The organism is Streptomyces sp. NBC_01320 (assembly GCF_035974375.1).
GTDB lineage: Bacteria > Actinomycetota > Actinomycetes > Streptomycetales > Streptomycetaceae > Streptomyces > Streptomyces yanii.
In genome coordinates, this window is record NZ_CP108390.1 from 6,631,552 (window position 1) to 6,652,361 (window position 20,810).

The 20,810-nt window shown below is 66.2% G+C and carries 17 protein-coding genes and 3 rRNA genes; 17 read left to right on the plus strand and 3 right to left on the minus strand.

Annotated elements, in window-relative coordinates; all coding sequences use genetic code 11:
- The first annotated feature begins 33 nt into the window (after nucleotides 1-33).
- From OG395_RS30180 to proC, 5 genes are all read left to right on the plus strand, one after another.
- Nucleotides 34-582: a hypothetical protein gene (locus OG395_RS30180; RefSeq protein ID WP_327245740.1), complete on the plus strand. Its 549-nt coding sequence runs from the start codon at nucleotides 34-36 to the stop codon at nucleotides 580-582.
- Nucleotides 583-598: 16 nt separating this feature from the next.
- Entirely contained in the window at nucleotides 599-1,372 is a 774-nt protein-coding gene (locus tag OG395_RS30185) for a class I SAM-dependent methyltransferase (RefSeq protein WP_442818617.1), read from the plus strand.
- A gap of 182 nt (nucleotides 1,373-1,554) precedes the next feature.
- Nucleotides 1,555-2,322 carry an ABC transporter ATP-binding protein gene (locus OG395_RS30190; RefSeq protein WP_327245742.1) on the plus strand — a complete coding sequence of 256 codons (768 nt, stop codon included), beginning with the start codon at nucleotides 1,555-1,557 and terminating at the stop codon, nucleotides 2,320-2,322.
- Nucleotides 2,319-3,140, plus strand: coding sequence for an ABC transporter permease (locus tag OG395_RS30195; protein WP_327245743.1), 822 nt, complete (start codon nucleotides 2,319-2,321; stop codon nucleotides 3,138-3,140). The genes OG395_RS30190 and OG395_RS30195 overlap by 4 nt, the downstream gene beginning before the upstream one ends.
- 76 nt (nucleotides 3,141-3,216) lie before the next feature.
- Nucleotides 3,217-4,026 (plus strand): pyrroline-5-carboxylate reductase, encoded by an 810-nt coding sequence (gene proC / locus OG395_RS30200; RefSeq protein WP_327245744.1) that lies wholly within the window; start codon nucleotides 3,217-3,219, stop codon nucleotides 4,024-4,026.
- Nucleotides 4,027-4,029: 3 nt separating this feature from the next.
- Here the strand turns inward: proC and OG395_RS30205 are convergent, their stop codons facing one another.
- On the minus strand, nucleotides 4,030-4,617 hold the full coding sequence (locus OG395_RS30205) for a cysteine hydrolase family protein (RefSeq protein WP_327245745.1): 588 nt from the start codon (nucleotides 4,615-4,617) through the stop codon (nucleotides 4,030-4,032).
- 74 nt (nucleotides 4,618-4,691) lie between these two features.
- Between OG395_RS30205 and OG395_RS30210 the strand changes: the two genes are divergently transcribed.
- The 12 genes from OG395_RS30210 (at nucleotide 4,692) to OG395_RS30265 (ending at nucleotide 18,454) form a co-directional block, all read left to right on the plus strand.
- Nucleotides 4,692-5,708: a GlxA family transcriptional regulator gene (locus tag OG395_RS30210; RefSeq protein WP_327245746.1), complete on the plus strand. Its 1,017-nt coding sequence runs from the start codon at nucleotides 4,692-4,694 to the stop codon at nucleotides 5,706-5,708.
- A 633-nt stretch (nucleotides 5,709-6,341) separates the two neighbouring features.
- Nucleotides 6,342-7,867 (plus strand): 16S ribosomal RNA (locus tag OG395_RS30215).
- A gap of 299 nt (nucleotides 7,868-8,166) precedes the next feature.
- A 23S ribosomal RNA gene (locus OG395_RS30220) occupies nucleotides 8,167-11,291 on the plus strand.
- Between the two features lie 79 nt (nucleotides 11,292-11,370).
- A 5S ribosomal RNA gene (gene rrf / locus OG395_RS30225) occupies nucleotides 11,371-11,487 on the plus strand.
- The 16S, 23S and 5S rRNA genes sit together here, the layout of an rRNA operon.
- A gap of 72 nt (nucleotides 11,488-11,559) precedes the next feature.
- Nucleotides 11,560-12,204 carry an HAD family hydrolase gene (locus OG395_RS30230; protein ID WP_266984437.1) on the plus strand — a complete coding sequence of 215 codons (645 nt, stop codon included), beginning with the start codon at nucleotides 11,560-11,562 and terminating at the stop codon, nucleotides 12,202-12,204.
- 41 nt (nucleotides 12,205-12,245) lie between these two features.
- The gene (locus tag OG395_RS30235; protein WP_327245747.1) at nucleotides 12,246-13,445 is read left to right on the plus strand and encodes an MFS transporter; all 1,200 of its coding nucleotides are present in this window, start codon (nucleotides 12,246-12,248) and stop codon (nucleotides 13,443-13,445) included.
- Complete coding sequence (locus OG395_RS30240; protein WP_327245748.1) at nucleotides 13,414-14,586, plus strand: acetoin utilization protein AcuC; 1,173 nt, start codon at nucleotides 13,414-13,416, stop codon at nucleotides 14,584-14,586. The genes OG395_RS30235 and OG395_RS30240 overlap by 32 nt, the downstream gene beginning before the upstream one ends.
- Nucleotides 14,587-14,707: 121 nt before the next feature.
- Entirely contained in the window at nucleotides 14,708-15,523 is an 816-nt protein-coding gene (locus tag OG395_RS30245; RefSeq protein WP_327245749.1) for a phosphatase, read from the plus strand.
- A 128-nt stretch (nucleotides 15,524-15,651) separates the two neighbouring features.
- A complete protein-coding gene (locus OG395_RS30250; RefSeq protein ID WP_327245750.1) occupies nucleotides 15,652-15,867 on the plus strand; it encodes a helix-turn-helix domain-containing protein in 216 nt (71 codons plus the stop codon).
- Nucleotides 15,868-15,976: 109 nt separating this feature from the next.
- Complete coding sequence (locus tag OG395_RS30255; protein ID WP_003948845.1) at nucleotides 15,977-16,075, plus strand: 30S ribosomal protein bS22; 99 nt, start codon at nucleotides 15,977-15,979, stop codon at nucleotides 16,073-16,075.
- Nucleotides 16,076-16,288: 213 nt separating this feature from the next.
- Nucleotides 16,289-17,383 carry an NAD-dependent epimerase/dehydratase family protein gene (locus OG395_RS30260; protein ID WP_327245751.1) on the plus strand — a complete coding sequence of 365 codons (1,095 nt, stop codon included), beginning with the start codon at nucleotides 16,289-16,291 and terminating at the stop codon, nucleotides 17,381-17,383.
- Nucleotides 17,384-17,398: 15 nt separating this feature from the next.
- Complete coding sequence (locus OG395_RS30265; protein ID WP_327245752.1) at nucleotides 17,399-18,454, plus strand: lysophospholipid acyltransferase family protein; 1,056 nt, start codon at nucleotides 17,399-17,401, stop codon at nucleotides 18,452-18,454.
- A gap of 100 nt (nucleotides 18,455-18,554) precedes the next feature.
- Here the strand turns inward: OG395_RS30265 and OG395_RS30270 are convergent, their stop codons facing one another.
- Nucleotides 18,555-19,745: a DUF5667 domain-containing protein gene (locus OG395_RS30270; RefSeq protein WP_327245753.1), complete on the minus strand. Its 1,191-nt coding sequence runs from the start codon at nucleotides 19,743-19,745 to the stop codon at nucleotides 18,555-18,557.
- 210 nt (nucleotides 19,746-19,955) lie between these two features.
- Complete coding sequence (locus OG395_RS30275) at nucleotides 19,956-20,732, minus strand: ECF subfamily RNA polymerase sigma factor, BldN family (RefSeq protein ID WP_030928170.1); 777 nt, start codon at nucleotides 20,730-20,732, stop codon at nucleotides 19,956-19,958.
- Nucleotides 20,733-20,810 lie beyond the last annotated feature (78 nt).

A 20,810-nucleotide genomic window follows, 5' to 3' on the forward strand; every position in this document is an offset into this window, starting at 1 on the left:
GCCGGTACCGCCGCCCCGGGGATAATCGACCTCGTGAGCGAGAAAAGCGAAGCCTCCGACCGCACTGAGCCCAGCACCGCGAGCGCCGGCACCGCCCCCGGCCCGCAGCCCGAGCCCATCCGCTTCTTCGGTACGACCTGGGTCGAGCACGACGGCCGGTACGCGCTCCGTCGCGTCGGTGTCGCCCTCGGCTCCCTCGCCGCGGCCGTCGCCTCCTGCTTCGTGCTCCGCTTCGCCTACCAGGGCCTGGAGATCGCCGACGTCGGCAGCTTCGTCGGAATCCTGGTCGTCCTGATGTTCGGCATCTGCAGCGCCATCGCCTTCCGCAAGACCTGGGAAGGGTTCAGCCGCCGCCCAGCCGAGCCGGTCGGCGAGGACAACCTGCGCAGCCTGAAGACGATCGGTTTCATCGGCTCGCTGCTCGCGTACTTCTTCCGCTCGTTCCTGGAGGCGCCGGGCGAGAAGCTGCGGCGCACGGAGTACGAGGCGGCCGTCGCCCAGTACGCCAAGCGCCGCTCGGCCCGGACCGGAAACCCGGCAGGCCGCAAGACGCCCAAGGACAGGAAACCCCGCCGCAAGTAACCCCACCGGGGCCAGGATGACCCCCATGCCCCACGGAGACCCCACCACGCCTCGTTCCCGCGCCCTCTCCTTCGACCGCGCCGCCGGCCAGTACGCCGCGGCCCGCCCCGGCTACCCGCCCGCCCTCTTCGCCGCGGTCGAAGAGCTCACCGGCCACCCCCTGCGCGGCGCCCGCACCCTCGACGTCGGCGCGGGCACCGGCATCTCCACCCAGCTCCTGTCCGAGCGCGGGGCCCACGTCACTGCCGTCGAACCGGGCCCCGGGATGGCGGCGGAACTGCACCGCACACTCCCGCACGTACCGATCGTGCGCGGCGACGGCAACCGCCTTCCCTTCGCCACCGCGTCGGCCGACCTGATCACGTACGCCCAGTCCTGGCACTGGACCGACCAGAGCCGATCCACCTCCGAGGCCCTTCGCGTCCTGCGCCCGGGCGGCGCGCTCGCGCTCTGGTGGAACGTCTGCGATCACGCCGTCCCCTGGATCGCCGGGCAGGACGCCCGACTCCGCCGCTTCCTCGGCGCGGACGACAGCGCCCACGGTTCGCCCGTCCGCTCCCGCGACCTGCCGGCCGCACTCGGCTTCGTGCACCGCCTGGTGCCCTGGACCCGCCAGGTCTCCGTCGACACCCACCTCGCCAACCTCGGCAGCCACTCCGCCTTCCTCGTCCTCGGCGAGGAACCCACGCGCCGGTTCCTCGCCGAGGAGCGCGACTGCCTGGCGGAGCTCTTTCCGGACGGCGCGGTCGAGGAGAGTCACGTGGTCGACCTCGGCGTGGCAAGGCGCTGACCCTCACGCCGACCCGGCCCCACCCACCTCCACAACTCCCCACCGCTCTCGTGCCTCCCACGCCTCCAGGGCCGCTGCAGATGCGCGGCTCCAGCCCGCGCCGAGGGCGCCTCCGCGCCTTCGAAGGCTGCGCCGCCCCGATCCCTTGACGAGCGACCGTGCCGAGGATCAAAATTCATCGCATGATGAATTATTCGGGTGCCGCCATCGAGGCCCACGGCCTCACAGTCGTACGAGGCGGCCGCACCGTCCTGCGCGGTCTCGACTTCACCGTCGAACCCGGCAGGATCACCGGCCTTCTGGGCCCCTCGGGCTGCGGTAAATCCACCCTGATGCGAGCTGTCGTGGGCACCCAGGCCAAGGTCACAGGCACGCTCGACGTCCTCGGCAACCCCGCGGGCCACCCCACCCTCCGCCCACGTATCGGGTACGTCACCCAGGCGCCCTCGGTCTACACCGACCTCAGCGTCCGGCAGAACCTCGACTACTTCGCGGCGATCCTTCAGCCGGGCCGCAGACACCGGGACGCCCGCCGCGCCGCCGTCGCCCGCGCCCTTACCGATGTCGACCTGACCAGCCACGCGGACGCCCTCGCCGGCACCCTCTCCGGCGGCCAGCTGACCCGTGTCTCCCTCGCCGCAGCCCTGCTCGGCACGCCCGAACTCCTCGTCCTCGACGAACCGACCGTCGGCCTCGACCCGGTGCTCCGCCGCGACCTGTGGAGCCTCTTCCACGCCCTCGCAGCCGACCACGGCACCACGCTCCTCGTCTCCTCCCACGTCATGGACGAGGCCGAGCGCTGCCACCGCCTGCTCCTCATGCGCGAGGGCGCGATCCTCGCCGACGGCACGCCCGAGGCACTGCGCACCCACGCCCGGACCGCCACCGTCGAAGAAGCCTTCCTCCACCTGGTCGACGAGGCCGCCACTTCCCAGGAGAACGCCCGATGAGCACGGCCAACACGCCGCAGCAGGCCACCGCCACCCCGCAGGCCCCCACAGGCGGCCGCGACCGGCCCGGACCCCAGGCCCTCGGCCCCGCCCGCACCCTCGCCACCGCCGCCCGCGTCCTGCGCCAACTGACCCATGACCCGCGGACCGTCGCGCTGCTGCTCCTCATCCCGGTCGTGTTGATCACGCTGCTCCGGTACGTCTTCGACGGCAGCGCACAGACCTTCGATGCCATCGGCGCCTCGCTCCTCGGCATCTTCCCGCTGATCACGATGTTTCTGGTGACCTCGATCGCCACCCTCCGCGAACGCACCTCGGGCACTCTGGAACGCCTCCTCGCCATGCCGCTCGGCAAGGGCGACCTGATCGCCGGCTACGCCCTCGCGTTCGGCGCCGTCGCGATCCTCCAGTCCCTCCTGGCCACCGCGCTCTCGGTCTGGGTGCTCGGCCTCGACGTGGTCGGCTCCCCCTGGCTGCTGCTTCTCGTCGCCCTGCTCGACGCCCTGCTCGGCACGGCCCTCGGCCTCTTCGTCTCGGCCTTCGCCGCGTCCGAGTTCCAGGCCGTCCAGTTCATGCCGGCCGTGATCTTCCCGCAGCTCCTGCTCTGCGGACTGTTCATCGCGCGCGACCGGATGGCACCCGCCCTCGAAGCGATCTCGAACGTCCTGCCCATGTCGTACGCGGTCGACGGCATGAACGAAGTCCTCCACCACACCGAGGTCACCGGCAACTTCGTCCGCGACGTCCTGATCGTCTCGGGCTGCGCCCTCCTCGTCCTCGCCCTCGGCGCAGCCACCCTCCGCCGCCGCACCACCTGACGTGCCGGTGCGAGGATGGCGGCGACGACGCACCACCAGAACCGCGTACCACCGCACCGTCCGGAGGGTGAACCGCATGACCCAGACAGTCGCAGTCCTCGGCACCGGCAAGATCGGCGAGGCCCTGCTCAGCGGCATGATCCGGGCGGGCTGGCGCCCGGCTGACCTGCTGGTCACCGCCCGCCGCTCCGAGCGTGCCGAGGAACTCCGTACCCGTTACGGCGTCGAGTCCGTCACCAACGCCGAAGCCGCCAAGCGCGCCGACGTCCTCATCCTCGCGGTCAAGCCCCAGGACATGGGCCGGCTCCTCGACGAACTCACCTCCCACCTCACGGCCGACCGGCTGGTCATCAGCGCCGCCGCCGGTATCACAACCGCCTTCATCGAGGACCGCCTCGCCGCGAGGACTCCGGTCGTACGGGTCATGCCGAACACCCCCGTCCTCGTCGACGAGGGCATGTCCGTCATCTCGGCGGGCAGTCACGCCACCGCCGAACATCTCGCCACCGCCGAGGTGATCTTCGGCGGGGTGGGCAAGACTCTCCGCGTCCCCGAGTCCCAGCAGGACGCCGCGACTGCACTGTCCGGCTCGGGACCCGCGTACTTCTACTTCCTCGTCGAGGCGATGACCGACGCGGGCATCCTGCTCGGCCTGCCCCGGGCCCAGGCCCACGACCTGATCGTGCAGGCCGCCATCGGTGCGGCGGTGATGCTCCGGGACAGTGGCGAACATCCGGTCAAGCTCCGCGAAGCCGTCACCAGCCCGGCCGGCACCACCATCAGTGCCATCCGGGAGCTGGAGAACCACGGCGTACGCGCCGCCCTGATCGCCGCCCTCGAAGCAGCCCGCGACCGCAGCCGCGAGCTGGCCTCGGGCAACGGCTGACCCTCACTTCCCGGCGGCAGCCACCAGCTCCGCACTGGTCACGACCTTCGCGAACCCACCGCTGTGCAGCGACACAGCGGTGGCCCGCGCCAGCTCGTCCGCGCTCAGCACCCACCCCCACGGCCCGACCCCGTCGAACGTGTGCGTGGCATCGAACGCGAAGAACACCTCGTACCCGAGATTCCCGCCCATCCGCGCCGTCGTCTCCGCGCACATATTCGTCTGGATCCCGGCCACCACGATCTGCCGCACCCCGCCCTCACTGAGCCACGTCCCGAGATCGGGCGTGCCGTAGAAGGCGGAATTCACGGTCTTCGTCAGGAACAGCTCGGGCCCGCTGCCCTTCCCACGCCGCTCCTCCACATATCCCTTGAACGCGTTCCCCGAATAGCCGGGCCGCAGCGGCGAATCCGGCTTCGTCGAGTCATGCCGCACGAACACGACGGGCCGTCCGCTCGTCTGCCAGGCGTCGATGAGCTCCGCAATATTCCGATCCGCCTCGGGATTGTTCCGCGGCCCCCAGTGAGCCTCCTCCTCAAAGCCTTTCTGCACGTCCACCACGACCAGCGCTGCGTTCTCTGCGATCTCCATACGAACGATGCTGCCGCCTCGGATCGGTATCACCCAGAGGGCAAAAAGCCATCGATCGATGCTTTACTGCCTGCATGCCGCCCCGCGCCTCCTCCACCCCCACGCGCATCGCGCTGGTGGCGTTCCCCGGCATCCGCGCCTTCGACGTCTCGGTCATCACCGAGGTCTGGGGCGTGGACCGCACCGACCGCGGCGTCCCGCTCTTCGACCTGCGCCGCACCGCCGCCGACCAGGCCCCCATCCCGCTGCGCGGCGGCCTCTCCCTCAGCCCGGACCGCACCCTCGCCTGGCTGACCGGCGCCGACCTGATCGTCGTCCCCGGCCTCGACGACCACCTGACACCCGCTCCCGCGCCGGTCCTCGACGCACTCCGCCGCGCCCACACCCGAGGTACCCCCATAGCCGCACTCTGTGGTGGTGCCTTCACTCTCGCCCAGGCAGGGCTCCTCGACGGCCGCCAAGCCGTCACCCACTGGAACCTCACCGACCTCCTCCGCACCCACCACCCTCAGGTGACGGTCGTCCCGGACGCCCTCTTCCTCCAGGACGACAACGTCTGGACGTCAGCAGGCACCGCGGCCGGTATCGACCTCTGCCTCCATCTCGTCCGGACGGCCCATGGCGCCGAAGCCGCAGCGGCGATCGCCCGTTCGATGGTCACGGCCCCGTTCCGCACCGGCACCCAGGCCCAGTTCATCGAGCACCCCACCCCGCACACGGACCGGGACGCCGACACCCTTGCCGCGGTACGGGCCGTCGCTCTGACCCACCTGGCCGAACCCCACACGGTGGCCGGCCTTGCCGCCCGCGCCGGCATGTCCCCCCGCTCCTTCGCCCGCCACTTCCAGGCGACCACGGGCACCACGCCGCTGCGCTGGCTGATCACTCAACGCATCGCCGCAGCCCAGAAGCTTCTGGAGCGGACCGACCTCCCGCTCCCCGAGGTGGCCCGCCGTACGGGTTTCGGCAGCGAGATCACCATGCGCCAGCACTTCGCGACCCACCTGGCCACCAGCCCCCGGGACTACCGCCTGGCCTTCCGCCACACCCCGGGTCAGCCGGAGGTTGACACGGGCCGCCTGCATCCGTAATGTTCTCCGGGTTGTCCGATGTGAGCGCCGACTCCGGTCGGTCCCCGGACAGCCATTCCGCAGGAACCACATCGAGCAAGCGACATCTGTCGCCCAGCTTTCTGTGCACATTTGCGAAATGAGGAATCCGCGTTCGAAGGAGCGCGACCCCGATTAGCGTCGGGGCCCAGGATTCCGCTAAAGTCTCACTCGTCGGAACGGCCCAACAGCCGGGAAGACAAACCCCGCTGACTGGGAATCAGGCCCGAAAGGATCTGATAGAGTCGGACTCGCCGGAAAGGGAAACGCGAAAGCGAAGAACTGGAAAGCGGAACCCGCTTCGACCGGGAATCGGACACGAAAGAGTCTGATAGAGTCGGAAACGCAAGACCGAAGGGAAAAGCCCGGAGGAAAGCCCGAGAGGGTGAGTACAAAGGAAGCGTCCGTTCCTTGAGAACTCAACAGCGTGCCAAAAGTCAACGCCAGATATGTTGATACCCCGGCCTGCTTCGGCAGGTTCGAGGTTCCTTTGAAAGTCCTGCCGGGCCTCACGGTTCCGGTAGGCAATTACACAGCGAGGACGCTGTGAACGATCGGTCCTATTCCGACCGGTCGTTCCGCTCTCGTGTGTGTCATCCCGATCACGGGAGAACATTCACGGAGAGTTTGATCCTGGCTCAGGACGAACGCTGGCGGCGTGCTTAACACATGCAAGTCGAACGATGAAGCCCTTCGGGGTGGATTAGTGGCGAACGGGTGAGTAACACGTGGGCAATCTGCCCTTCACTCTGGGACAAGCCCTGGAAACGGGGTCTAATACCGGATAACACTCTGTCCCGCATGGGACGGGGTTAAAAGCTCCGGCGGTGAAGGATGAGCCCGCGGCCTATCAGCTTGTTGGTGGGGTGATGGCCTACCAAGGCGACGACGGGTAGCCGGCCTGAGAGGGCGACCGGCCACACTGGGACTGAGACACGGCCCAGACTCCTACGGGAGGCAGCAGTGGGGAATATTGCACAATGGGCGAAAGCCTGATGCAGCGACGCCGCGTGAGGGATGACGGCCTTCGGGTTGTAAACCTCTTTCAGCAGGGAAGAAGCGAAAGTGACGGTACCTGCAGAAGAAGCGCCGGCTAACTACGTGCCAGCAGCCGCGGTAATACGTAGGGCGCAAGCGTTGTCCGGAATTATTGGGCGTAAAGAGCTCGTAGGCGGCTTGTTGCGTCGGTTGTGAAAGCCCGGGGCTTAACCCCGGGTCTGCAGTCGATACGGGCAGGCTAGAGTGTGGTAGGGGAGATCGGAATTCCTGGTGTAGCGGTGAAATGCGCAGATATCAGGAGGAACACCGGTGGCGAAGGCGGATCTCTGGGCCATTACTGACGCTGAGGAGCGAAAGCGTGGGGAGCGAACAGGATTAGATACCCTGGTAGTCCACGCCGTAAACGTTGGGAACTAGGTGTTGGCGACATTCCACGTCGTCGGTGCCGCAGCTAACGCATTAAGTTCCCCGCCTGGGGAGTACGGCCGCAAGGCTAAAACTCAAAGGAATTGACGGGGGCCCGCACAAGCAGCGGAGCATGTGGCTTAATTCGACGCAACGCGAAGAACCTTACCAAGGCTTGACATATACCGGAAAGCATCAGAGATGGTGCCCCCCTTGTGGTCGGTATACAGGTGGTGCATGGCTGTCGTCAGCTCGTGTCGTGAGATGTTGGGTTAAGTCCCGCAACGAGCGCAACCCTTGTTCTGTGTTGCCAGCATGCCCTTCGGGGTGATGGGGACTCACAGGAGACTGCCGGGGTCAACTCGGAGGAAGGTGGGGACGACGTCAAGTCATCATGCCCCTTATGTCTTGGGCTGCACACGTGCTACAATGGCCGGTACAATGAGCTGCGATGCCGCGAGGCGGAGCGAATCTCAAAAAGCCGGTCTCAGTTCGGATTGGGGTCTGCAACTCGACCCCATGAAGTCGGAGTTGCTAGTAATCGCAGATCAGCATTGCTGCGGTGAATACGTTCCCGGGCCTTGTACACACCGCCCGTCACGTCACGAAAGTCGGTAACACCCGAAGCCGGTGGCCCAACCCCTTGTGGGAGGGAGCTGTCGAAGGTGGGACTGGCGATTGGGACGAAGTCGTAACAAGGTAGCCGTACCGGAAGGTGCGGCTGGATCACCTCCTTTCTAAGGAGCACTTCTTACCAAGCGTGCTTGGTCAGAGGCCACTACGTCGGCAAATGTTCGACGGTGGTAGCTCATGGGTGGAACGTTGACTATTCGGCACGACAGGTTGTTTTTCACTAGTACTGCTTCGGCGTGGAACGTGGGAAGGGATCGGTTGTGTCGGGCACGTTGTTGGGTGTCTGAGGGTACGGCCGTATGGTCGCCTTCAGTTGCCGGCCCCAGTGAACTCGCCCTTTTCGGGTGGGGTGATGGGTGGCTGGTCGTTGTTTGAGAACTGCACAGTGGACGCGAGCATCTGTGGCCAAGTTTTTAAGGGCGCACGGTGGATGCCTTGGCACCAGGAACCGATGAAGGACGTGGGAGGCCACGATAGGCCCCGGGGAGCTGTCAACCGAGCTTTGATCCGGGGGTGTCCGAATGGGGAAACCCGGCAGTCGTCATGGGCTGTCACCCGCTGCTGAACACATAGGCAGTGTGGAGGGAACGAGGGGAAGTGAAACATCTCAGTACCCTCAGGAAGAGAAAACAACCGTGATTCCGGGAGTAGTGGCGAGCGAAACTGGATGAGGCCAAACCGTATGCGTGTGATACCCGGCAGGGGTTGCGCATGCGGGGTTGTGGGATCTCTTTTTCACGGTCTGCCGGCTGTGAGACGAGTCAGAAACCGTTGATGTAGGCGAAGGACATGCGAAAGGTCCGGCGTAGAGGGTAAGACCCCCGTAGCTGAAACATTGACGGCTCGTTTAAGAGACACCCAAGTAGCACGGGGCCCGAGAAATCCCGTGTGAATCTGGCGGGACCACCCGCTAAGCCTAAATATTCCCTGGTGACCGATAGCGGATAGTACCGTGAGGGAATGGTGAAAAGTACCGCGGGAGCGGAGTGAAATAGTACCTGAAACCGTGTGCCTACAAGCCGTGGGAGCGTCGCTGTTGTTCTTCGGAGCAATAGTCGTGACTGCGTGCCTTTTGAAGAATGAGCCTGCGAGTTTGCGGTGTGTTGCGAGGTTAACCCGTGTGGGGAAGCCGTAGCGAAAGCGAGTCCGAACAGGGCGTTTTAGTAGCACGCTCAAGACCCGAAGCGGAGTGATCTAGCCATGGGCAGGTTGAAGCGGAGGTAAGACTTCGTGGAGGACCGAACCCACCAGGGTTGAAAACCTGGGGGATGACCTGTGGTTAGGGGTGAAAGGCCAATCAAACTCCGTGATAGCTGGTTCTCCCCGAAATGCATTTAGGTGCAGCGTCGTGTGTTTCTTGCCGGAGGTAGAGCACTGGATAGGCGATGGGCCCTACCGGGTTACTGACCTTAGCCAAACTCCGAATGCCGGTAAGTGAGAGCACGGCAGTGAGACTGTGGGGGATAAGCTCCATGGTCGAGAGGGAAACAGCCCAGAGCATCGACTAAGGCCCCTAAGCGTACGCTAAGTGGGAAAGGATGTGGAGTCGCAGAGACAACCAGGAGGTTGGCTTAGAAGCAGCCACCCTTGAAAGAGTGCGTAATAGCTCACTGGTCAAGTGATTCCGCGCCGACAATGTAGCGGGGCTCAAGCGTACCGCCGAAGTCGTGTCATTCGTACATGTATCCCCAACGGGAGTACGGATGGGTAGGGGAGCGTCGTGTGCCGGGTGAAGCAGCCGCGGAAGCGAGTTGTGGACGGTTCACGAGTGAGAATGCAGGCATGAGTAGCGATACACACGTGAGAAACGTGTGCGCCGATTGACTAAGGGTTCCTGGGTCAAGCTGATCTGCCCAGGGTAAGTCGGGACCTAAGGCGAGGCCGACAGGCGTAGTCGATGGACAACCGGTTGATATTCCGGTACCCGCTTTGAAACGCCCAATACTGAATCAGGCGATGCTAAGTCCGTGAAGCCGGCCCGATCTCTTCGGAGTTGAGGGTAGTGGTGGAGCCGACGAACCAGACTTGTACTAGGTAAGCGATGGGGTGACGCAGGAAGGTAGTCCAGCCCGGGCGGTGGTAGTCCCGGGGTAAGGGTGTAGGGCGTGTGATAGGTAAATCCGTCACACATGAGCCTGAGACCTGATGCCGAGCCGATTGTGGTGAAGTGGATGATCCTATGCTGTCGAGAAAAGCCTCTAGCGAGTTTCATGGCGGCCCGTACCCTAAACCGACTCAGGTGGTCAGGTAGAGAATACCGAGGCGTTCGGGTGAACTATGGTTAAGGAACTCGGCAAAATGCCCCCGTAACTTCGGGAGAAGGGGGGCCATCACTGGTGATCCGATTTACTCGGTGAGCTGGGGGTGGCCGCAGAGACCAGCGAGAAGCGACTGTTTACTAAAAACACAGGTCCGTGCGAAGCCGTAAGGCGATGTATACGGACTGACGCCTGCCCGGTGCTGGAACGTTAAGGGGACCGGTTAGCTGACTTTCGGGTCGGCGAAGCTGAGAACTTAAGCGCCAGTAAACGGCGGTGGTAACTATAACCATCCTAAGGTAGCGAAATTCCTTGTCGGGTAAGTTCCGACCTGCACGAATGGCGTAACGACTTCTCGACTGTCTCAACCATAGGCCCGGTGAAATTGCACTACGAGTAAAGATGCTCGTTTCGCGCAGCAGGACGGAAAGACCCCGGGACCTTTACTACAGTTTGATATTGGTGTTCGGTTCGGCTTGTGTAGGATAGGTGGGAGACTTTGAAGCAGCCACGCCAGTGGTTGTGGAGTCGCCGTTGAAATACCACTCTGGTCGTGCTGGATGTCTAACCTGGGTCCGTGATCCGGATCAGGGACAGTGTCTGATGGGTAGTTTAACTGGGGCGGTTGCCTCCTAAAGAGTAACGGAGGCGCCCAAAGGTTCCCTCAGCCTGGTTGGCAATCAGGTGTTGAGTGTAAGTGCACAAGGGAGCTTGACTGTGAGACCGACGGGTCGAGCAGGGACGAAAGTCGGGACTAGTGATCCGGCAGTGGCTTGTGGAAGCGCTGTCGCTCAACGGATAAAAGGTACCCCGGGGATAACAGGCTGATCTTCCCCAAGAGTCCATATCGACGGGATGGTTTGGCACCTCGATGTCGGCTCGTCGCATCCTGGGGCTGGAGTCGGTCCCAAGGGTTGGGCTGTTCGCCCATTAAAGCGGTACGCGAGCTGGGTTTAGAACGTCGTGAGACAGTTCGGTCCCTATCCGCTGCGCGCGTAGGAATATTGAGAAGGGCTGTCCCTAGTACGAGAGGACCGGGACGGACGAACCTCTGGTGTGCCAGTTGTCCTGCCAAGGGCATGGCTGGTTGGCTACGTTCGGAAAGGATAACCGCTGAAAGCATCTAAGCGGGAAGCCTGCTTCGAGATGAGTATTCCCACCCCCTTTGAGGGGTTAAGGCTCCCAGTAGACGACTGGGTTGATAGGCCAGATGTGGAAGCCCGGCAACGGGTGGAGCTGACTGGTACTAATAGGCCGAGGGCTTGTCCTCAGTTGCTCGCGTCCACTGTGTTAGTTCTGAAATAACGAACGGCCGTGTTGTTGCCCGGTGTTGGTTAATTTCATAGTGTTTCGGTGGTCATTGCGTTAGGGAAACGCCCGGTTACATTCCGAACCCGGAAGCTAAGCCTTTCAGCGCCGATGGTACTGCAGGGGGGACCCTGTGGGAGAGTAGGACGCCGCCGAACAATTATTCCGGGAAAGCCCCGTGCCCTTGTGGCACGGGGCTTTTCTGCGTTCTGAGCGTCTAGGCTCGAACCATGCGCTACGAACTGGTCATCTTCGACAACGATGGTGTGCTCGTCGACAGTGAGCCGATCTCCAACACCGTCCTCTCCGGCTACCTGACCGAGCTCGGTCACCCCACCTCGTACGAGGAATCGCTCCGTGACTACATGGGGTCCGCCGTGCACCGGGTGCACGACCTCGTCGAGGAGAGGACGGGAGAGAAGCTGCCCGCGGACTTCGACGAGACGCTCCACTCCCGGATCTTCGCCGCTTTCCAGGAAGAGCTGGAACCCGTCGAAGGCGTCGACGACGTGCTGGGAAAGCTCGTCGCCGACGGCGTGCCGTACTGCGTCGCCTCCTCCGGGAGCCACGAACGGATCCGGGTCGGGCACCGCAAGACCGGGCTCGACCAGTGGTTCGAGGAGGAGTGGATCTTCAGCGCGGAGGACGTCGGGCACGGAAAGCCGGCACCCGACCTGTTCCTCCTTGCCGCTGAGCGGATGGGCGTTCCGCCCGAAAGGTGTGTCGTCATCGAGGACAGCCCGCTCGGGGTGGAGGCGGCGCGGGCCGCGGGGATGGATGTGTACGGGTTCACGTCGATGATGCCCGCCGACCAGCTCGCCGGGGTGACCGGGCACTTCTCCGACATGGCCCAACTGCGGGAACTGCTCGCCTGATCCATCTACCCATGGGTAGGCCAGGGCCCTACGCTGCGGCCATGACGGATGCGCGGCTGCGGCACGGTAGGGCCTCCTTGGCGTTGAGCTTCTTCGTGCAAGGGGTGACCTTTGCCCTGCTCGTGACGCGCATTCCAGCCATTCAGGACCGGTACGGGATATCCGACGGGCTGCTGCCCGTGTTCCTCGCCGCCGTACCGATCCTGGCCGGTGTGGGCAGCGTGGTCACCGAGAAGGTGGTCGCGCGGGTACGGCCCCGGGTCGTACTGAGGTGGGCGCAGCCCGTCGTGCTGCTGGCGCTGCTCGGTGTCGGGGCCGGCAGCGAACTGTGGCAGGCAGCCGTCGCGCTCGGGGTGTTCGGACTGTCCGTCGGAGCGCTCGACGCCTCCATGAACATGATGGGGGTCAGCCTTCAGCGGGCGTACGGGCGCAGCATCATGCTGGGGTTCCACGCCGCGTACAGCCTGGGCGGGATCGCCGGGGCGTCGATGGCGTGGGCCGGGGCGCACTGGGATCTCACGCTGCTGGTGTCCTACCTTCCCACGGTCGTCCTGCTGCTGCCCGCCGCGTTCATCGGGAGCCGGTGGTACGTCGAGGGGAAGGCTGAGGACGATGGGCAGGAGGCAGAGCGTCAGGGCGGCTCGGTCTCGTTCAAGCTGCTGATGCCACTCTGTCTGGTGATGAGCTTCGCGTACATCGGGGACTCGACGGTCTCCAACTGGAGTGCGAAGTATCTGCAGGACGTGCTGGGGAGTTCCGAGCAGCTGTCGACCGTTCCGTACAACGTCTACATGGTGACGACGCTGCTCGGGCGGGCCGTGGGGGACTTCGGGGTGCGGCGGTTCGGGGCTGTGGCTGTCGTGCGGTTCGGGAGTGTGCTGGCTGCGGCGGGTTTCGCGGTGGTGGCGGTGGCTTCCGGGGCGTGGATCGGGATGCTCGGGTTCACCATGCTGGGGCTCGGGCTCTGTGTGATCGTGCCGCAGACGTTCGCGGCCGCCGGGCGGATGTTCCCGGGGGCCAGCGATACGGCGATCGCCCGGCTGAATGTCTTCAACTATGTGGGGTTCCTGGTGGGGTCGCCTCTGGTGGGTGCGCTCGGGGACGCGTGGAGCTACCGGGGCGCGATGCTGGTCCCGATGGTGCTGGTGCTCGCGACGCTCGTGTACGCCAAGTCGTTCGGTTCGGAGCCCGCCCGATACGGTGGCGGGCATGAGCGGCCGCGCACAGTTGATGTGGGATGACGCAGTAACGGGATATGACTTCGGGGGCGGTCATCCGATGGACCCCGTCAGGCTGGCCCTGACGATGGGTCTGGTGCGGGCGTTCGGTCTCGACAGCGCGGTGGATGTGGTGGCCGCCAAGCCGGCCGGGGAATCCACGCTGCGGCTCGTGCACCGTGAGGACTACGTGGCGGCCGTGCGCGCGGCCTCCGCGAATCCCAGGGCGGCCGATCAGAACTACGGGCTCGGGACGATGGATGATCCGGCGTTCGTGGGGATGCACGAGGTGTCGGCGCTGATCGCCGGGCAGTCGGTGGCCGCCGCCGAGGCGGTGTGGCGCGGGGACACCGCGCATGCGGTGAACTTCGCGGGCGGGCTGCACCATGCGATGCCGGGCGCTGCGTCGGGGTTCTGCATCTACAACGACCCGGCGCTCGCCATTGCCCGGCTGCTGGAACTGGGTGCGGAGCGGGTCGCGTACATCGATGTGGACGTCCACCACGGTGACGGGGTGCAGGCCGCGTTCTGGGAGGACCCGCGGGTTCTGACCGTGTCGCTGCACGAACATCCACGGACGCTGTTCCCGCAGACCGGCTGGCCGGAGGAGACCGGTTCCGGTGCGGGGGAGGGGGCCGCGGTGAATGTGGCGCTGCCCGCCGGTACGGGGGACGCGGGGTGGTTGCGGGCGTTCCACGCGGTGGTGCCGGAGCTGATCGAGGACTTTCGGCCGCAGGTGCTGGTGACCCAGCACGGGGCCGACACGCACTTCGAGGATCCGCTCGCGCATCTGGCGGTGTCGCTGGACGCGCAGCGGGCGGTCATGGAGTCGTGCCATGAGCTCGCCCACGCGCATGCGGAGGGAGGGAGGTGGGTGGCGCTCGGCGGGGGCGGGTATGCGGTCGTCGATGTGGTGCCGAGGTCCTGGACGCATCTGGTGGGGATCGCCGCGCATGCGCCGGTGGACCCTGAGGTGGTGGTTCCTGCCTCGTGGCGGGACGAGGTCTATGCCCGGACCCGGCAGCTGGGGCCGGCTCGGATGACCGACGGGCGTACGCCTTCGTGGCAGTCGTGGGAGACGGGGTACGACCCGGCGGACCGGCTGGACCAGGCGGTGCGGGCGACCAGGCGGGCGGCGTTCCCGTTGCGGGGGCTGCTGGCCTGAGGCGGGTGGGGGCGGTCCGGTTCGGCCGTTTCTGCGCGGCGGTGGGGACGAGTTACGCCAACTGTGGGGCCCAACCCTTCTTTTGGCCCTCCGTCCGGGTGATTGAGGCAGCATCGGCAGGGTGTTGAGCACCGGAGCGCTGCGCGCGCATCTGCTGGCGGCCCGGCTGGCCGGGCCCGTGGCCACCTCGCGGGAGGTGAGTCTGCGGAGCTATCGGCTGTTCGCGGCCAGGGATCCGCGGGTGATGCTCGGGCTCGACCCCGCATGGGGGTGGAAGGAGCCCGATGTGCTTCGGCTGATGGCCGACAAGTGCGGGGTTTCGAACGATCCCGCTCACGTTGCGGGTCCTGATGTGATCGATCCGGAGCGGACGTTGGCCGGTCTGGATGCGTTTGCCCAGCGGTTGTCGAGCGCGGCGGTCCGGAGGGCACCGGTGCTGTTCGGGACCGGTCATCCGCACCGGCTGCTCGGGTTCTACGTCGAACTGGCAGACGCCATGTCGGCGGCGGGGTGCGCCGTACTCACCCCCGCGCAGGGGAGATGTATCGACATAACGACCCGGTTCGGCGTACGCACGTACAAGCTCGACTACGTACGGGGAGTCGCCATGGTGCGCGAACCGGGCGTGCGGCCCCACGGCAGTGAGCCGGGCGCACATACCCACTCGCCGCTGCCGGTCCGGGTCGCGCTGGAGGCGGCGGTGACGGTTCACGGGCGACTTCCGGAGCTCGTCGTCGGGGACCACGGCTGGGTCTGCGGCGCAGGTCAGTTGGGCATTGAGGCAATCGGTCTGGCGGATACGGACGATCCCGCACTGTTCGTCGGGGAGGCCGAGGGGCGGGTGTCGGTCGCCGTTCCGCTCGACGACGCCGTGCGGTCCGATTACTACCGGCCGCTTACTCGCTATGTGCTCAATCGGGCGTGTCTGTCACAGTAGGCGGCCGATGGTCCCTCCTCTTCCCCACTCGCATCACCCGCCCCTAATCTGGGGAGTGAGCGCACAACGACGAAGAGTCACCGGAGGGGAAGCCGGTGCGCGTCTCGTGCGGAAGGTACAGGTGGGTCATGGCTGGTGCTGGCAGCGAGAGGCCTCTCAACGAGGTCAAGTTTCTGACCGTGGCGGAAGTCGCCTCGGTCATGCGCGTGTCGAAGATGACCGTGTACCGCTTGGTGCACAGTGGTCATCTGCCGGCGATCCGGGTGGGCAGGTCCTTCCGGGTCCTGGAGCAAGCGGTTCACGAGTATCTCCGCGAGTCCTTTGTGGGGGTGGAGTCCGCCTGACGGTCGCCTCGGATTACGTCCCTCACCCGGTGGCGGGTAGGCTAGGCCGACGTAGGTCGTGTGGGCCCAGACGCCCCGCACCAGTGAAGAGAAGTGAGCGAGGGTAGTCGTGGGCTCTGTTATCAAGAAGCGGCGCAAGCGGATGGCCAAGAAGAAGCACCGCAAGCTGCTCAAGCGCACGCGCGTTCAGCGTCGCAACAAGAAGTAAGCGAACGCAGTTCGTGAATCCGCAGCCCTCCCGCTGATACGGCGGGGGGGCTGCGGTGCGTTTGCGGGAGGGGCCTCTGCGGGCGTGTGTGGGCCGTGTGACGCACATTTGGGCCAAAGACTCGGCAGAAGGCCGCCGTGCAGTCATCACAGGGCAACATCCACCCGCTACGGTGACCGCCAGGGGAAACCTCTTCGACGGAAGGCGCTGATCTTGGGGAAGGTCGTGCTCGTCACGGGAGCGGCCCGGCAACTGGGAGGCCGATTCGTGCGGCGCATCCAGCGTGATCCGGACGTGGACCGGGTGATCGCCGTCGACGCGGTCGCGCCCGCACACCAGTTGGGTGACGCCGACTTCGTACGTGTGGACATCCGCCAGCCCGCGATCGCCAGAGTCCTTGCCGCGCACGCAGTCGACACGGTCGTGCATCTGGACGTCAGCGGCAAGGCGCTCGGCGCGGGCGGCCGGACCACCGTCAAGGAGACCAACGTCATCGGCACCATGCAATTGCTCGGTGTCTGCCAGAAGTCGCCGACGGTCCGGCGGCTGGTGGTCAAGTCCAGTACGAGTGTGTATGGCTCCGCGCCGCGCGATCCGGCGGTCTTCACCGAGACCACCCCGCCCAAGTCCCTGCCGAGTGGTGGCTTCGCGAAGGACGCGGTGGAGGTCGAGGGATACGTACGGGGCTTCGCTCGCCGCCGGCCCGACGTGGCCGTGTGCGTGCTGCGGTTCGCGAACATCCTCGGGCCGGACGCGGACTCGCCGCTCGCCGACTACCTGGCACTGCCCGTGCTGCCGACGGTGTTCGGGTACGACCCACGGCTCCAGTTCGTGCATGAGGACGATGTCATCGATGTACTGAGGATCGCCTCGTACGAGCCGCGGCGCGGGACGCTGAACAGTGGCACGTTCAATATCGCCGGCGACGGGGTGCTGCTGCTCTCGCAGTGCGCGCGACGGCTCGGGCGGCCGACGATGCCGGTGCCGCTGCCCGCCGTCACCTGGGTGGGGCAGGCGCTGCGTACGGTCGGCATGACGGACTTCTCGCCGGAGCAGATCAGGCTCCTCACGCATGGCAGGGTGGTCTCCACCGTCCAGATGCGCGAGACGCTGGGCTTCCACCCGGGATTCACCACCTCGGAGACGTTCGCCGCGTTCGCGCGCAGCGTGGGCCCCGGACTGCTGCCGCCCGGGACGGTGGGCAGGGCCGTCGACCGGCTGACGGCGATGCCGTTCGCCGGCGGGACCGGCGAGGTTCCGGTGATCACCGGGGCAGGCGACACACAACCGACCCCCGGCGTCAGGTAGAGGAGCGCACCGACGATGGTGGATGCCAAGGTCATTCCGTTCGATGACGACCGTTCACGGTCGGGTGGCGCGCAGCGTTCCGCCCGCCGGAGGGCGGCGGCGGGGCCCGCGGTGGGCACCGCAGCCCTCAGTGCCCTGCCGGGGCAGCACGACGCCGTGCAGGCGCAGGAGGTGGTGCAGGGGGACGGGGAACCCGTGGAGGGTGCGCAGGCTCAGGAAGGGGCTCGGTGCGGCAGCTGGGACCGGCGGATCGCGAGTGGGCTCGCGTTTTTGCGGCGGCGGGTCACCGGCGAGTACGAGGTCGACGAGTTCGGGTACGACAAGGAGCTCACCGATCAGGTTCTGATGTCGGTGCTGAGACCGATGTACGAGAAGTACTTCCGGGTCGAGGTGAAGGGCATCGAGAACATCCCGTCGGACGGCGGGGCACTGATCGTGGCCAACCACTCGGGGACGTTGCCGCTGGACGGGCTGATGCTTCAGGTCGCCGTGCACGACACCCACCCGGCCGACCGGCATCTGCGGCTGCTCGCCGCGGACCTGGTGTTTGTGATGCCGGTGGTGAACGAACTGGCCAGGAAGGCCGGGCACACGCTGGCCTGCGCGGAGGACGCGGAGCGGCTGCTGAGGCAGGGCGAGGTCGTCGGGGTGATGCCGGAGGGCTTCAAGGGCATCGGCAAGCCGTTCGGCGATCGGTACAAGCTGCAGCGGTTCGGGCGGGGCGGCTTCGTGTCGACGGCGCTGCGGGCCGGGGTGCCGATCGTGCCGTGCTCGATCGTGGGGGCGGAGGAGATCTACCCGATGATCGGCAACGCGAAGACGCTGGCGCGGGTGCTGGGGATTCCGTACTTCCCGATCACGCCCACGTTTCCCTGGCTGGGACCGTTGGGTGCGGTTCCGCTGCCGACGAAGTGGACGATTCAGTTCGGTGAGCCGATTTCTACGGACGGGTATCCGGTGGAGGCGGCGGAGGATCCGATGCTGATGTTCAACTTGACGGATCAGGTGCGGGAGCAGATTCAGCACACGCTGTACAAGTTGTTGGTTCAGCGGCGGTCGGTGTTCTTCTGACGGTGCCTGTGCCCGGGGCGTCCGGGGGGCATTTTGTCCTCAATCGCCGGACAGGCTTGATGTGCCGGCGATTGAGGACGGTTGGGGCCACGGGTGTCCCCTAGTCGTCTGCGCTCTCGTTGTTGATTCCCAGGCCTGGGAGCAGCCCGGGGAGTAGCGGGGGCAGTGTGACGTCCGGGGTGGGTGGGGTGGATCCCCTGCCCGTTGTGGACGGGGTGGCGCCCGGTGACGGGAGGTCCAGGAGACCGTCCGCGCCGCCCGCGATCAGGCCGTCGGCCGAGGTGGAGGCCGAACCGGACGGGTCCGGGGTGCCGGTGTCGCCCCGCCGGCCCTGTGAGGCTTCGGGGGACGAGGGTGCCGGGCTGTCCATGAGGGACGGGTCGTCGGATTGCTGCGACGATCCGGACTGTTGCGAGTCGGCGCTCCGGTCCGGGGTGAGGGGCAGCAGGGACTGCAGCGGTGCGACCTCTTGGTCTATGGCCTCGAAGACCGAGCTGACCTCGTCCCCGACGTCCGTCAGCTGGACCGGCAGGCGGTCGCGCAGGTTGCTCCAGCTTCCGCGATGGTTGCGGGAGAAGGAGTCCAGGGTCTGGATCGGGCCGAGTGTTCCGTCGCGCTGGTACGCGGCGTGGAGCAGGCGGTGGCCCTCGGTGGCATCGTGCGTCATGCCGTTCAGCGTGCGCCTGATCTCGCCCAGTGATTCGTGGTCCAGATCGCCCGCGCGGTCGCGTTCCATGAGCCTGCGGGCCTCGCTCAGCCGCGTCGATGCCTGGTCGAGGTAGACCTCGCCGCGGTCGGTATCGCCGTTGGCCATACCGAGGTGGATGTCCTCCATGCCGCGCTTCAGCCCGTACAGCGAATCACCCGGAAGGGCGTCGGAACTGGCAGCGGCTACTCCACCGAAGGCTCCCGCGGCCACGCCGACGGTGAGCCCGCCGGCGGCGAGACCCTTCGTCCAGCGGGAGCGGGGGCGCAGTTTTCGGAGCGGGGAGGCCCGGTGGGCCCCCTTGCTCCGTTGTTCGGGCACCGTAGGGCCCGTGGATGCGCCGCCCTCGGCAAACATGGCCTCCATGGCGGCCACGAGCTGCGCTCGCTGCACCACTTTGACCTCGGGATCCAACTCCGGTCTCGGCAGCTCACCGAGGCCGTTCGCCAGGGCCAACAGCGTTCCGTGGTCGGCCGGTTCGGCCGGTTCCTCGGGCTGTACGGCCGCCGCACCCCGGAGCTCCTGCTCATCCAGGGCCTGGGCGAAGGCGTTCGCCCGCCGGTGTGCCGAAACGTTTGCGATCACTGGCGGCACCTCCTCTCGTCATGACGGTCGACTCCCCTGGGGGTCCGGAAGGTTGCACACCTTGAGCGCTTCCACACGAAAGAGTGAGTGTCGGCGGACATGGAGTGACGACAGGGGGCCTGCAACCGGCACAACGAGTGGCGCGGCACTTGGGTTACGCACGAAAGATGATCGGACCAGTGCGTGATCGGGGAGTCGCCGAGGGTGTTCTCAGCGGGCGTCGTCCGGCAGCAGCCGGGCAAGGGTGCGGACGGCGCGGTACTGCAAGGTCTTGATCGCGCCCTCGTTCTTGCCCATCACGCGGGCCGTCTCGGCGACCGAGAGGCCCTGCAGGAAGCGCAGCGTCACGCATTCCTGCTGCTGGGGGTTGAGTCGGCGCACGGCCTGCAGCAGTGCGGCGTTGGAGAGGGACTCCAGGACGGAGTCCTCGGGGCTGCGCTCGACCTCGTTGGCGTCGAGCATTTCGCCGGTGGTCACTTCCAGCCGGAACCGACTGGACTTGAAGTGGTCGGCGACCAGGTTGCGGGCGATCGTGACCAGCCAGGCGCCGAAGTCGCGGCCCTGCCAGGTGAAGGTGGAGATGCGGCGCAGGGCGCGCAGGAAGGTCTCACTGGTGAGGTCCTCCGCCGTCGCCTTGCCGCCCACCCGGTAGTAGATGTATCGGTAGACGGTGTCGCTGTACTGGTCGTAGAGGCGGCCGAAGGCGTCAGCCTCACCGGCCTGTGCGCGCTCGACGAGATCCATCATGCGCGCGCTGTCGCTGTCGGCGGTCGGCCGACGAACGGTGGACGTGGTCGTTGCGCCGCGGTTGCTGCGTCTTCCGACCGCCGCACCGCGTTCGGCCAGGGCGTAGCAAGGGCCGACAGGTGCAGGGGTGGCAAAGGCGGGTACGGCGTACGCGGTGGGGACGAAGCCGCGCAAGCGGTCGGCGACCGTTGCGCGCAGCGTAGCCAGGCCCGAGGCGTCAACCCCGACGTGTGGGTACACGGGACTCCCAGAGGCAGAGCTTCCATCACGTGCAGTGCGAAACCGTCACTCGTCGTAGTGAGCAGGGGTTCCGGAATG

Bases quoted from the DNA above. Each gene is read 5' to 3' on its own strand.
- OG395_RS30190 (WP_327245742.1), top strand. From the start codon at position 1,555: ATGATGAATTATTCGGGTGCCGCCATCGAGGCCCACGGCCTCACAGTC.
- OG395_RS30250 (WP_327245750.1), top strand. From the start codon at position 15,652: ATGGCTGGTGCTGGCAGCGAGAGGCCTCTCAACGAGGTCAAGTTTCTG.
- OG395_RS30195 (WP_327245743.1), top strand. From the start codon at position 2,319: ATGAGCACGGCCAACACGCCGCAGCAGGCCACCGCCACCCCGCAGGCC.
- OG395_RS30210 (WP_327245746.1), top strand. From the start codon at position 4,692: ATGCCGCCCCGCGCCTCCTCCACCCCCACGCGCATCGCGCTGGTGGCG.
- OG395_RS30230 (WP_266984437.1), top strand. From the start codon at position 11,560: ATGCGCTACGAACTGGTCATCTTCGACAACGATGGTGTGCTCGTCGAC.
- OG395_RS30205 (WP_327245745.1), bottom strand. From the start codon at position 4,617: ATGGAGATCGCAGAGAACGCAGCGCTGGTCGTGGTGGACGTGCAGAAA.
- OG395_RS30265 (WP_327245752.1), top strand. From the start codon at position 17,399: ATGGTGGATGCCAAGGTCATTCCGTTCGATGACGACCGTTCACGGTCG.
- OG395_RS30185 (WP_442818617.1), top strand. From the start codon at position 599: ATGACCCCCATGCCCCACGGAGACCCCACCACGCCTCGTTCCCGCGCC.
- OG395_RS30235 (WP_327245747.1), top strand. From the start codon at position 12,246: ATGACGGATGCGCGGCTGCGGCACGGTAGGGCCTCCTTGGCGTTGAGC.
- OG395_RS30240 (WP_327245748.1), top strand. From the start codon at position 13,414: ATGAGCGGCCGCGCACAGTTGATGTGGGATGACGCAGTAACGGGATAT.
- proC (WP_327245744.1), top strand. From the start codon at position 3,217: ATGACCCAGACAGTCGCAGTCCTCGGCACCGGCAAGATCGGCGAGGCC.